This window comes from Gilliamella sp. W8136 (genome assembly GCF_016101285.1).
GTDB lineage: Bacteria > Pseudomonadota > Gammaproteobacteria > Enterobacterales > Orbaceae > Gilliamella > Gilliamella apicola_N.
On sequence record NZ_JACFQU010000015.1, the window covers coordinates 21177 to 34491 of the forward strand.

Sequence of the window (13315 nt, forward strand, 5' to 3'; positions counted from 1 at the left end):
TTTTTATTGATGAATTTTATTAAGATCAACAACCAAATCTTGTTTTAACTGAGGATCGTTGTTGATAGCTGTCGCGATAATTTTAGCTATCGCTTGTGCACCTTTTTCTTGAAAATGGGTAGCATCAGGATTACTAATCACGCCAGAAGTTTGATTTTTATAGTAGGGGTATTTAGGATCATTAGGATCAATAACTAACCAGTAAGACTGCCAGTCATTTTTATGTTGATTAGCAAAGTCAATACTTAATGATTCTAAATCAATTAAAGTTACTTGATTGACTTTAGCGGTATGTTTAATGGTACTGGAATAATCCCCCCAATAAGCAAAACCGGGTTTATTGGCGGTATAATGCATATGACTAACAGGATCGTTACTCTTATTTTGATAAGCAATTTTATTATTTTTATCTTTAAAACGAGTAACTGGCGTCATTAAAATAGGTGTCATCTCTAACTCTTTTGCCACAACAAGGTAATTTTCCAGAGAAGATTGAAATGACATACTCTCTTGTTTTAATGGATGTTGTTTTTGATTGTTATCGTCATTAGGGTAAGTACATAAATTAGCAACATCTACTTTACCTCGTTTCGGATTGTTACCATCACATTTTTCATCATTATGTCCAAAAGCAATGATCATATAATCGCCTTTTTTCATAAAAGGCTTCATCAAGTGAAACCAACCTTCTGTTTTAAAACTACGGCTTGAACGACCAGATTGTGCGCCATTAATGACAATCGTATCTGCTTTATCATTGATGAACTGATCAAAAACTTGTCCCCACCCCATTCTTGGATAAACTTTTTTATCGTAATTCGAGGCGGTTGAATCTCCCAAAATGAAAATACGTTTTTTAGCGTTTATATTTTCTTTTTTTTGTTTAACCGATTGTTGATAATCAAAAGGTGAATCTTGGCTTATTGGTTTAAAACGCATATCAAGCAATACCGTTTCACTTATTTGACCTGTTGCGGAATGATATCCTCGATTAAATAACATAACATCAAGTAAGTCTTTTATTTTTCGACTATTCGTCGTAATTGGATCAAAAGAGTTATCCTCAATACCTACTTGAAGCAATGCTTTATCAAATAATAGATGAAATTTATTATACGTTTTCTTTAATAAATCATCTTCCACAAGAGAAGGTAACGGATTATCAACAAATTTTTCAGGCCCAATAAGATTAACTTGCTTAGCCAGCTCACTGGTTAAATAATCAGTTAACGGATTAATATTAACCGTATTTTTTTCATCTTGTTGTAAGGTATAAACATATGAAAACAGACAATTACCATTACAAAATTGATCATCATGCGCTTTACGTTCTAGCGAATTTTTGTTCGTAAAAACAATCAGTGGTGGTGTAAGATTTGATACATCTTGCCGATAAAACCCATCATTATTGGTGGTTGTTTGTAAAACTTTATTATTAGCATCACGAATAATCACGGATGCGTCTATGGGTTTATTTGCATAAGCATAACCTTGTATGATTGTATTTGCTGATACTTGATTAATTGAAACGCCAACTAATAAAAGTCCAAAAAAGGTTTTCTTCATCATCTTTTCACCACGAACTGTTTTTCCTAACTTTTTATTAACTCACTGAAATTAAAATAAATATGATAATCCTAGGGCTAATTTAGTTTCCCTTGAGTCAGAATGAACACGTTTAGCCACATCTTCTGCGGCAAAATTCACTTGCCAAGCTTTTGTTACTTGCCAATTTATATCTAACTCTTGCTGATAATCATGTCGTTTATCATTTTGTAATACATAGTTCCCTTTTAAGTATGAAAAGCGATAACCAATGTTCCAATCAGGAGATAGGTTAATATCGGTTCCAATATCAAAGCGATTACGTGATCGGTTATCAACATAACCTTGAACACTATCTTCGCGTTTGCTTCTTGAAACTTTACGATATTCAAATCGATATTGACTATAAAACGATACATCATCGCTTTGTAACCAAGTCAATTTTAATGCTGGAGAATATCGAACACCTGGGCGTTGTGAATCACTTACATCACCCAACTGGTAATGAGGTAAGTTTTCGACACTTTTCGCTTTATAACCCCCGCCAGAATAGAATCTAACTTCGATATTTGGTGTCAGAACCCATTGATCAGCTAAATAGAAGTTATAACCGCCATAGATTTGATAATGACTTGAAACAAGATCATCAAATAAAATTCTATTTTTTATTTGGTTATAGGTATTTAAACTAAGGCCGATATAGCCTTTTTTATCAAAATCTGCGTATAAACCAAAACTATCGCCATGATAATGAGAACTTAAACCATAATGGTGTGCATATTTAAAATAGGTTTTGTAGGAAAAATCGGAATCTTTACTATTTGATTGACCAAAAGCATAATTGAAACCAACTTTAAACTTAGCTTGCCTTGTATCGGTTGTTTTATTTTTTGATACATCAGAAATAGAAAAATAAGGACGAAGTAATTTTGAATAATTGTAGGTTATTTTAAATTCTTGTTCATAATCATTTTTTTTGTTGTTATAAGCAATATATTTATTCTTTTCAAATGTCCCTTTAGAAAATTTATAAGAATTATTAGTAAAATCACCAAGGTAATAATTAAAGGTATAAGCAAGATTGAATGCTTTAAATCCAGAATAGTTCAATGCCCAATCAAAGCGGTGTCTACCACTATTACTTGTGGCTTTATATTTAACTTGCTGGCCAGATACTTTTGCTGTTTTGTAGCGTTCAGCTTGGGATATTTTTTTCCATTCATAGCGATAACGTATACTGCTTGACCAATCACTATTAAATTTATAACTGTATTTTAAACCTGGCTGATATAGAACTAAATCTTTACTAAATCCTAATTCTAATGCTGGAATTATCGATCCCCATCCATTATCAAGAGTGATATTTTTTTGAATAACGACACCACCTGATCCACCATGCATATCATCATATAAAACATCGCGTTTGTTTCCTCCACCTTCAGTAACACCAAATTTGAATTCATATTGCCAATTATTATCTGTTTTATGTATTAGTTTAATGGTGTCTCCATGAATTCTATCCATTGATTTCCAGTTATGTTCATATTGAAAAACGGTTTGACCTGAACCAGCAAAGCTATAGATAGGAAAGGTAGATAGAAACATTAAAAGCGGTATTTTTTTTAATTTAAAATTACTCATTATTGTTTTCCTATTTTTTAAAATGCTGTTTTATATTTTTTAACATTTTATTAATGTTTTCTGTTAATAAGATCACAATTTAAAAAAACAGTTCTAAAAAAATAATAAAAACATGATATTTATAATGTTACTTTTTAATACTACACATATAGTAATTTTCACATTAACCAAATTGTTACCAAAATCACATTTCTAAAAAAAATTTTGAAATAAACTTGTATAAATTAAATATTATTTTAATAATATTTTTAAAACAGTATTTCATAATTATTAAGGAAAAATAGATTTATGGCTAATAATCAGAAAAAAATAACCTTACTAACTCGATTTTCGTATGGTAGTGGTAATTTAATAGGAAGTGGTGCGTTAGCTATCAGTGCTGCTTGGTTATTGTACTTTTATACAACCTTTTGTGGACTTTCGGCAATTCAAGCAACGTTGATTTTTTCAATTGCGACTTATTTAGATGTGATTTTAAATCCATTAATGGGATTTATTACTGACAATTTTAACCACACTAAGCTTGGGCGTCGATTTGGACGTCGTCGATTTTTCATCTTATTTGCCATTCCATGTATGATTATTTACCCATTACTTTGGCTTGATGGAATGAATTTCTGGTATTACTTAACGACCTATATTTTATTTGAATTCATCTATACCATGATTATGATCCCCTATAATACGTTACCAGTAGAGATGACTAAAAACTTTGATCAACGTACTTACTTAGCGGGTTCAAAAGCAATGTTTGGTAAAGTTGCTAACTTCTTAGCTGCGGCTATCCCTGGCGTATTTTTCTATTTATTTGATGGAAAAGAATCACCATTACCATTTTTATTAACCGGTATAACTTACGCATCTATCATGGCAGTTGCACTTATTTTACTTTACTTAAACAGTTGGGAAAAATCAGTTGATGAAATTGAAGATGAAACAACTTCTGGTCTTGGTGAAAGTATTATTAAATTATTTTCCGATGTCTTTTCAACTTTCCGTTTAAAAACCTTTAGAAACCACTTAGGTATGTATCTATTTGGCTTTGGTGCTGAATGGTTATTTGCTGCAACGTTTACTTATTTCGTTGTCTTTAACTTAGGTCAACCAAAAACCTTTGTTTCGCAAATGAACAGTTTAAGCAGTATTTGCCAATTAATTTCAACTGCTTTCTTCATGGCTTGGTGTGTAAAACGTGGATTTAAAAGACCATTTGTCATTGCTATATTAATCGTAATCTCTTCAGTAGTCGGTTATATCGGTGTCTACTACCTTAACATGCCTCATGTTACTTGGATTGTTATTGGTATCACTATTTGGTTCGGTTTAGGAACAGGTGGTGTCTATTATATTCCTTGGAGCGTATACACATTCTTAGCGGATATCGATGAAGTACTAACAGGCAGACGCCGTGAAGGTATTTATGCTGGAGCAATGACCATGGCGGGTAAATTAATGCGCGCAACAATTGTCTTTGTCTTAGGTATTGTATTGAAATATTCTGGTTTTGTATCTGGTGTAGATGCGGTTCAACCACAAAGTGCAATTACAGCAATTAACTTAGTATTAGTTTTAGGTGTGTGTGGAATGGCATTGTTAGGTATTTTCTTCACATATCGTATGAAATTAGACAAATCAACTCATGCACTTATTATTCAAGAGCTTGATAGATTGAAAAATGGTGGTAAAAAAGAAGATGCAACACCAGAAATAAGAAGCTTAGTTAAAGAGTTAACTGGTTTTGATTATGATAACTGTTTTGGTAACAATAACGTTGGTTTTAAACAACACTAATAAAAATAAATAAAAATAAAAATAATAATAATAATATAATCAATTACAAATCATCTAATCTAACCAATTAGATGATTTTTTTTATATTCTAGATTAAACCAAATTTTTCTAATGCCTTAGCAATACCATCATTATCATTGGTATCTGTTATATATTCAGCTTTGTCTTTTAACCCATCAACCGCATTTCCCATAGCGATTGGATGATCAACAGTAAGAAACATTTCTAAATCATTCATACCATCACCAAAGGCATAAGTTGGCACATCATCAAACCCTTTCATTTTTAAAAGTTCCTTAATACCTCTGCCTTTTGAACCACCATGATTAAACACATCAACACAATAAGGAGTATTACGAATAAAAGTGAGTTCAGGAAACAACTCACAATAAGCCGATTCACCTTGTTCACAAAGTAATAGCAACATCTGAATAGGTTCTTTTAAATAGATTTCATCATCAACTGGTGGAACATCTTGTTTTAAATAGTGATAAAATTTTTGTGCTGGTTGACTATTTTCACTAATTCGCATTGTCTTGTAATTATAAAAAGACAAAGGAATATTTGTCTTTTCTCTAGAAAATTCATATAACCGAGTGATGACATTTTTATCAATATTATTGGTAAATATCACCTCTTTTTCATAAACAACGACTTGTCCATTCATCCCTATAATCGAGTCTATGTTGGTTTCTTTCATCAAATTAACAACTTCAAGCGGAGTTCTTCCTGTTGCAATCATTGGTATCATATTATTTTGCTTAAGTTTTTTTATTGCATCATAAGAACTCGGCAATAGATCTATATTGCTATTAAATAAAGTACCATCTAAGTCAAAAAATACGATAGCTTCAGGTTTTTTAGTCATATTACAAATCCAAGATATTTTTAATAAAAGGAATAGTTAACTTACGTTGTTGAGCTAATGTTGCTACCTCAAATTTCTCTAATAACGAAAATAAGGTTCGCATATCACGATTTACACGTTTTAATAAAAATAACCCAACTTCTGTTGATAATTCAAACCCACTTAATTGAGCTCTTAGCTGTAAAGCTTTAAGTTTATCATCATCACTTAATTCTTTTAATTGATAAACTTGCCCCCAAGACAATCTAGAAACCAAATCTGGTAAGATAAAAGAGATCTGTTTAGGTGGAGCACTTGCAGTAATTAATAACTTAGTAATGTTCTTTTCTGTTAATCGATTAAATAAATCGAAAATAGCCTCTTCCCAATCCCTATGACCCGCTATAGCATCAATATCATCTAAACATACTAAATCATAATTATCTAATCCCTGTAAAATTTCTGGTACCAAATGATAATACTGTTTTAAAGGAATATAACTGGCTAACTTATTTTGACTTGATGCATGTAATAGATGAGTACGGCCAGAAACCGTTGCTGACCATATATAAAAGGCATTAAAACTCTCTTTACCTAATAAGGTTTGCAAAGAATCAAACAATAATTGATTATCACCTACATAAAAACTATCAAAAGTTTCATTATTAGGTAATGAAAAAGGTAAAGGTAGCTGTGAAAGAGTAATAAAGAAACCTCACAATAAAAAACGAATCGTATTAAGTATAAATTTGCTTTTATAAAAATCAATCACTTTTATGGAAAAGTAAATAAGATCCTATAAATGTCTATAAAATATTTAATTTTAAAGCAACAAAATACTTTGTAAACTTTCTAAGTTATAACTTCAAATAATTAAATATACAATTTGTATTGGTATGAAACTAATCACATTATCATTATTTATTAAGAACAAAATAACTGATGTTCAATTACATAAAAATACGTTGAGTCGTTCAAATATCATTACACAATTTTCATCATGCTAATTTTGTTTTTTTATAATAAATAATTTAAGCACAAATACTCTTATATACTATTATAAACGAACTTTAATATATCATAAAATCATTGAATTAACCTGAGCTATATTTTCTGATCTAAAAGTAGTTCTGCTAAGTAAAAAAATTAAAAATATTTTCAAAGATCCTCTTATTAATTTGATCTCGGAATCAATATTATAAAAATAGATCATATTAACAAGTGTAAAAATAACCCAATAAAAAGCTAAAAATTAAGCAAACAAACTTATTTTTTGTGGATAACTCTGTGGTAAAACCGGATCATAAGCTGTGATAAGCATATTAACAACCTAAAAAAATAAATTAGTTGTGGATAAGTAATATAGTTATCAACAATCTTAAACAGGAAAAGATCCGATCAATTAACAGAGTTTATTCTTCAATAAGATCTTATAAAATAATTAGAAATAAAAGTTATCAACACAAAGGATCCACACTAATAGTAATAAAAATAAAAAGATCATATAAAAGATCTTATTTAATTTAGATCGCGATCAAAATAGATCATTTGACGTAATGAAAAAGATGAGTAAAATTCCTTACGCTAAATAAAACCAAATCACTTGATCAAAAAAATTGATCACCTATATATAAAATAACAAACGAGGCTTTTTTATGTTTTATCCAGATCTTTTTGATGTCATTATCGTTGGTGGTGGACATGCTGGAACCGAAGCCGCTATGGCATCAGCAAGAATGGGGCGGAAAACACTACTTTTAACCCATAATATCAATACATTAGGACAAATGTCTTGTAATCCAGCCATCGGTGGTATAGGTAAAGGTCATTTGGTAAAAGAAATTGATGCTATGGGAGGATTAATGGCACATGCCATTGATCTGACAGGGATCCAATTTCGAATATTAAACAGCAGTAAAGGACCCGCGGTAAGAGCAACACGCGCGCAAGCAGATCGATCTTTATATCGAAAGGTAATTAGAACGACACTTGAAAACCAAGAAAATTTGATGTTATTTCAACAATCAGTTGAAGATGTGATCATTGAAAACGATCAGATCACAGGTGTTGTCACGCAAATGGGTGTTTCTTTTAAAGCAAAAGCAGTAGTATTAACCACAGGTACCTTTTTAGACGGTAAGATCCATATAGGACTTGATAATTATAGTGGTGGACGAACAGGCGATCCTGCTGCTATCGGTCTATCTAAAGCATTGCATCAATATCCATTTAGAATGGGGCGTTTAAAAACCGGTACTCCACCAAGAATTGATGCCAGAACAATTGATTTTTCACAATTAGGTACACAATATGGTGATGATCCTGTGCCGGTATTTTCATTCTTAGGTAAAGCAAGTGAACATCCTAGACAGATCCCGTGCTATATCACCAGCACCAATGAAACGACACACGAGATCATTCGTAATAGTTTGGATCGCAGCCCTATGTATACAGGCGTTATTGAGGGTGTTGGGCCACGATATTGCCCATCAATAGAAGATAAAATTATGCGTTTTGCGGATCGTAATTCGCATCAGATCTATTTAGAACCAGAAGGATTAGACAGTAATGAGATCTATCCGAATGGGATCTCAACAAGTTTACCGTTTGATACTCAACTTGCTTTTGTTCGAAGTATGAAAGGATTAGAGAATGCGAATATTGTCAGACCGGGTTATGCGATCGAATATGATTATTTTGATCCTCGAGATCTCAAACCAACGCTTGAAAGTAAAGTGATCAAAGGATTGTTTTTAGCAGGACAGATCAACGGTACTACAGGTTATGAAGAAGCCGCAGCTCAAGGTATGTTGGCAGGATTAAATGCCGCACGCTTTGTTTATGATCAAGATCAATGGTATCCAACTCGTGATCAAGCTTATTTAGGAGTATTGGTTGATGATCTTTGTACACTTGGTACCAATGAACCTTATCGTATGTTTACTTCACGTGCTGAATATCGTTTAATGCTTCGTGAAGATAATGCAGATATTCGCTTAACGGAAATTGGCCGTAAATTAGGTATGGTTGATGATTATCGTTGGCAACGTTTTAACGAAAAATTTGAAGCTATTGAGCAAGAAAGAGCGCGTTTACGTGATATATGGGTACACCCGCATATTGAAACAATCGATGAAGTAAATGCGGTATTAAGTGCTAATCTAACCAAAGAAGCCAATGGTGAAGAGCTGCTTAAACGTCCTGAAATGAGCTATCAAACCTTAAAATCACTGTCACTTTTTGCGCCTGGACTGTCTGATGAGCAAGCTGCTGAACAAGTTGAAATTCAGGTCAAATATGACGGCTATATCAAATTACAGATAGAAGAGATTGAACGTCAAAAACGTAATGAAGAGACACTTATTCCTGATCATATAGATTATGCAGAAATTTCAGGTTTATCAAACGAAGTTGTTGCCAAATTAAAGCAACATAAACCTGTATCAATTGGACAAGCTTCACGTATATCAGGTATTACGCCGGCAGCGATCTCAATGCTATTAGTTTATTTAAAAAAGAAGAATTATGTTAAAAAAGAAACTCATTAATCTTATTGATCAAACGGATCTTTCGATCTCTGATCTGCAAATTGATCAGCTGGTTCACTATGTTGAAATGCTTAATAAATGGAATAAGGCTTATAATTTAACTGCGGTGCGCGATCCAAACGAGATGCTCATTAAACATATTATGGATAGCTTAGTTGTGTCGCCTTATTTAATGGGTCAATCTTTTATCGATGTGGGTACGGGGCCTGGGCTACCAGGCGTCCCATTAGCCATTATTAATCCTGATAAGCAATTTGATCTGGTTGATAGTTTAGGTAAACGTATTCGTTTTTTAAAACAGGTGCAATTTGAATTAAAACTTACCAATATCAATCCAGTGCAAAGCCGGATTGAAGAGTATACCGATAAAAAATTTGATGGTGTCATTAGTCGCGCTTTTGCTTCTTTGCAAGATATGCTTAGTTGGTGTAAACATCTGCCTAATCAACAAGGCGCTTTTTATGCCCTAAAAGGCAGTGATATTGATGCTATTCCTGTTGGTTTTACACTTAAACAACATATTAAACTTACCGTTCCACAATTAGATGCGGAGAGAAGTTTAGTTATTATTCAATAGTTTTATACTCAAACGTATAGCTTACCTGAAACTTCTTAACAAACTTATTTTTTACGTTTTTTCAGGTAATCTTTAATACCATTAACAATAGCATTAGATATTTCGATCTGGAATGCAGCTGTATTTAATTTTTTTTCTTCATCGGCGTTACTAATGAAGCCAGTTTCAACTAAAACAGATGGAATATCAGGCGCTTTTAATACCGCAAAACCGGCTTTTTCAATTGATGGTTTATGTAATTTATTGACATTTTTCATGCGATTCAAAATTGAACTACCTAAAATTACCCCATTGGTAAGCGTGGTTTTTTGTACTAAATCTAAAATAGTGTTATCTAAATATTTATCGCCACTGCGACTTACTCCACCTATTTGATCAGCTTCATTTTGAGTTTGTGCCAGATAACTAGCAGCTGAACTGCTTGCTCCTTTAGTTGATAGGGCAAAAACAGTTGATCCTTTTACGGATCGATCAATAAAGGCATCAGCATGAATGGAAATAAAAATATCTGCTTGTAAAGAACGAGCTTTCGCCACTCGCACATTTAAAGGTATAAATACATCTTCATTACGAGTCATATAGACTTTTATATTAGGCTCTTTCTTAAGTAAATTGTAAGTACGCCGAGCTATTTGCAACACAATATCTTTTTCGCGCGTTTTTTTTAAACCAATAGCCCCAGGATCTTCACCACCATGACCAGGATCAAGCACCACTACTACTGGTGCCGTTTTATTTTGTGTGTTTTTCTTCTGTGGTGGTTTCTTTTTATTGTGATCAACTTTGATTTCAGACTGTTTTTTACTAAGATCGCCATCTTTATACTCTTCTAATAGAGCAAGTAAAGGATCATCATCTTCAGCTGAAGCTACTTTAGAAGGATAAAGATCGATGACTAAACGATTCTTATATTTTTCAATTGGTGGAAGTGTAAAAGTATTTGGTTTAACATCCTGTTTTAAATCAACCATTATTCTTACGGTTTTGCTATTTAGCTGAGTAACGTTTATCGATTTAATATAAGGATCGTGACTTAACACTTTTGATGATATTTTTTTTAGAGTCGTATCTAAATTAATATCATTGATATCAATAGCCAGTCTTTTTGGTTTGTTTAATAAAGAATATTTATATTTTAGACGTGTATTGGTCTCTATTGTCATTCTTGTATAGGTAGATGAGGGCCAAACACGTACTGCAACTACTTTCGCTAATGTAGCAGCAAAGCCAACACGAGTGACAGATAATAAACATGTCGCAATGATACCTTTAATTAATAGGCGCTTTGTTGGACTGTGTGTTTTGGGCATATCTAAACTATTTACTTAAACAATTGACCGCGAATAATAACATAAAATATTTATTTTTTAAAAAGAATCATTATCATCTTCGCCTGCTTTTTTGATAGAAGATTTATCTATATTTGCTATTTTAGATGAATTGTTTTCTTAATAAATGATTAATTTTTATTTATCTTATTAATTTATTATTATTTTTTTATTAATAGATCCATTTTAATAAATATAATAATGCAAAAAAACTGCTTTAAATTCAACATGAAGTTAATTTTTATGTGATTTGCTCTTATTACTTTAAATTAAACATTGTTTTAGTTATCTCTTTTCTATATAACGAATTAATCAGAAATAGAGAGTTAACCAAATTTTAGCGTTTGTGTCGAAATTATGAAAATTTTGACTGGGGTTAATTTATAATCTGCAATATAGCCGTAAATTTTATTAAAAAATATAAAGTATTACCTTATTTTACCGTTTTTTATTTTATTATAGACCCTACAATCACAAAGGATTACAATATAAGGCGCTAAAATCGCGGATTTAAACCCGTTTTCATTTTAACAATTAATTATAGCTGAGTTATTGATGAGCAAAAAATTACATATAAAAACATGGGGATGCCAAATGAATGAGTATGACTCAACCAAAATGGCTGATCTCCTTGAATCCACCCATGGTTTAACATTAACTGAAAATGCCGAAGAAGCAGATATTTTACTACTTAATACCTGTTCTATTCGAGAAAAAGCCCAAGAAAAAGTGTTTCACCAATTAGGACGTTGGAAAAATCTTAAACAGCATAATCCTAATATTATTATTGGAGTTGGTGGTTGCGTGGCTTCTCAAGAGGGTGCTCATATTCGTAAACGTGCCCCTTTTGTTGATATTATTTTTGGACCACAAACGTTTCACCGTTTACCTGAAATGATAGAGCAAATTCGTAGCGGTAAAGGTCAGCATGTTGTTGATGTTAGTTTTCCAGAAATTGAAAAATTTGACCGTTTGCCTGAACCTCGCAGTGAAGGTCCAACAGCATTTGTCTCCATTATGGAAGGATGTAACAAATATTGTACTTATTGCGTGGTACCTTATACCCGTGGTGAAGAAGTAAGCCGACCTTGTGATGATGTTATTTATGAAATAGCACAACTGGCTGAACAAGGTGTGCGTGAAGTAAATTTATTGGGTCAAAATGTTAATGCTTATCGTGGACCAACTTTTGATGGTGATATTTGTTCATTCGCTGAGTTATTACGTTTAGTCGCTGCCATTGATGGTATCGATCGTATTCGTTTTACCACCAGCCATCCAATTGAATTTACTGATGACATTATTGATGTATACCGTGATACGCCTGAACTGGTTAATTTTTTACATCTACCAGTACAAAGTGGTTCTGATCGAGTATTAAATTTAATGAAACGAACTCATACGGCAATTGAATATAAATCCATTATTCGCAAATTACGTAAAGTACGTCCTGATATTCAAATAAGTTCGGATTTTATTGTCGGTTTTCCTGGTGAAACGCAAGAAGATTTTGAGCAAACTATGAAACTCATTGCTGATGTGAATTTCGATTTAAGTTATAGTTTTGTTTATTCTGCTCGTCCAGGCACACCTGCTGCAGAAATGGAAGATAACGTATCAGAAGAAGAGAAAAAACAGCGTCTGTATATTCTTCAAGAACGTATTAATCAACAAGCAATGCAATTTAGCCGTCGTATGTTAAATACAGTGCAACGTATTTTAGTTGAGGGTCCATCTAAAAAAGATTTGATGGAATTAACCGGCAGAACGGAAAACAATCGTATTGTTAATTTTGAAGGTTATCCCGATATGATTGGAAAATTTGTTGATGTTGAAATTACCGATGTTTATCCAAATTCATTACGAGGTAAAGTGGTTCGAACCGAAGATGAAATGGATTTACGCGTGAGTCAATCACCAATGTCTGTGATATCTCGCACTCGTAAAGAAAATGATTTAGGGGTGGGAATTTATCATCCATAATTATACAAATAGTAGTGTAATTTAATTAATAATTAAAAACGATTTTATAAATAAG

At 32.3% G+C, this 13315-nt stretch carries 9 protein-coding genes; 4 read left to right on the forward strand and 5 right to left on the reverse strand.

Annotated features, from left to right (window positions below; genetic code table 11):
- Positions 1–3: 3 nt before the first annotated feature.
- Both H3T96_RS10795 and H3T96_RS10800 read right to left on the reverse strand, forming a co-directional pair.
- Positions 4–1569: an SGNH/GDSL hydrolase family protein gene (locus tag H3T96_RS10795; RefSeq protein WP_144092592.1), complete on the reverse strand. Its 1566-nt coding sequence runs from the start codon at positions 1567–1569 to the stop codon at positions 4–6.
- A gap of 48 nt (positions 1570–1617) precedes the next feature.
- Positions 1618–3186, reverse strand: a complete 1569-nt coding sequence (locus tag H3T96_RS10800; protein ID WP_144092594.1) for an oligogalacturonate-specific porin KdgM family protein — start codon at positions 3184–3186, stop codon at positions 1618–1620.
- Positions 3187–3474: 288 nt separating this feature from the next.
- Here H3T96_RS10800 and H3T96_RS10805 point away from each other — a divergent pair, with 288 nt between their 5' ends.
- Positions 3475–4977 carry an MFS transporter gene (locus H3T96_RS10805; protein ID WP_086308166.1) on the forward strand — a complete coding sequence of 501 codons (1503 nt, stop codon included), beginning with the start codon at positions 3475–3477 and terminating at the stop codon, positions 4975–4977.
- 88 nt (positions 4978–5065) lie between these two features.
- Here the strand turns inward: H3T96_RS10805 and H3T96_RS10810 are convergent, their stop codons facing one another.
- Both H3T96_RS10810 and hda read right to left on the reverse strand, forming a co-directional pair.
- Positions 5066–5845, reverse strand: coding sequence for a Cof-type HAD-IIB family hydrolase (locus H3T96_RS10810; RefSeq protein WP_144092596.1), 780 nt, complete (start codon positions 5843–5845; stop codon positions 5066–5068).
- Between the two features lies 1 nt (position 5846).
- Entirely contained in the window at positions 5847–6530 is a 684-nt protein-coding gene (hda, locus tag H3T96_RS10815; RefSeq protein ID WP_065738138.1) for a DnaA inactivator Hda, read from the reverse strand.
- A gap of 949 nt (positions 6531–7479) precedes the next feature.
- On the opposite strand from hda, the gene mnmG reads away from it, so the two are divergent.
- Positions 7480–9372 carry a tRNA uridine-5-carboxymethylaminomethyl(34) synthesis enzyme MnmG gene (gene mnmG, locus H3T96_RS10820; protein ID WP_144092598.1) on the forward strand — a complete coding sequence of 631 codons (1893 nt, stop codon included), beginning with the start codon at positions 7480–7482 and terminating at the stop codon, positions 9370–9372.
- Positions 9350–9949 (forward strand): 16S rRNA (guanine(527)-N(7))-methyltransferase RsmG, encoded by a 600-nt coding sequence (gene rsmG, locus H3T96_RS10825; protein ID WP_086326515.1) that lies wholly within the window; start codon positions 9350–9352, stop codon positions 9947–9949. Before mnmG ends, rsmG begins: the two co-directional genes overlap by 23 nt.
- Before the next feature lie 44 nt (positions 9950–9993).
- Here rsmG and H3T96_RS10830 read toward each other — a convergent pair whose 3' ends face one another.
- The gene (locus H3T96_RS10830; protein WP_144092600.1) at positions 9994–11259 is read right to left on the reverse strand and encodes an N-acetylmuramoyl-L-alanine amidase; all 1266 of its coding nucleotides are present in this window, start codon (positions 11257–11259) and stop codon (positions 9994–9996) included.
- A 573-nt stretch (positions 11260–11832) separates the two neighbouring features.
- Here H3T96_RS10830 and miaB point away from each other — a divergent pair.
- The gene (miaB, locus tag H3T96_RS10835) at positions 11833–13260 is read left to right on the forward strand and encodes a tRNA (N6-isopentenyl adenosine(37)-C2)-methylthiotransferase MiaB (protein WP_086326513.1); all 1428 of its coding nucleotides are present in this window, start codon (positions 11833–11835) and stop codon (positions 13258–13260) included.
- Positions 13261–13315: the final 55 nt, after the last annotated feature.

Excerpts from the sequence above, each read along its gene's own strand:
- H3T96_RS10795 (WP_144092592.1), bottom strand. The coding sequence starts at position 1,569 with ATGATGAAGAAAACCTTTTTTGGACTTTTATTAGTTGGCGTTTCAATT.
- H3T96_RS10800 (WP_144092594.1), bottom strand. The coding sequence starts at position 3,186 with ATGAGTAATTTTAAATTAAAAAAAATACCGCTTTTAATGTTTCTATCT.
- H3T96_RS10805 (WP_086308166.1), top strand. The coding sequence starts at position 3,475 with ATGGCTAATAATCAGAAAAAAATAACCTTACTAACTCGATTTTCGTAT.
- H3T96_RS10810 (WP_144092596.1), bottom strand. The coding sequence starts at position 5,845 with ATGACTAAAAAACCTGAAGCTATCGTATTTTTTGACTTAGATGGTACT.
- mnmG (WP_144092598.1), top strand. The coding sequence starts at position 7,480 with ATGTTTTATCCAGATCTTTTTGATGTCATTATCGTTGGTGGTGGACAT.
- rsmG (WP_086326515.1), top strand. The coding sequence starts at position 9,350 with ATGTTAAAAAAGAAACTCATTAATCTTATTGATCAAACGGATCTTTCG.
- H3T96_RS10830 (WP_144092600.1), bottom strand. The coding sequence starts at position 11,259 with ATGCCCAAAACACACAGTCCAACAAAGCGCCTATTAATTAAAGGTATC.
- miaB (WP_086326513.1), top strand. The coding sequence starts at position 11,833 with ATGAGCAAAAAATTACATATAAAAACATGGGGATGCCAAATGAATGAG.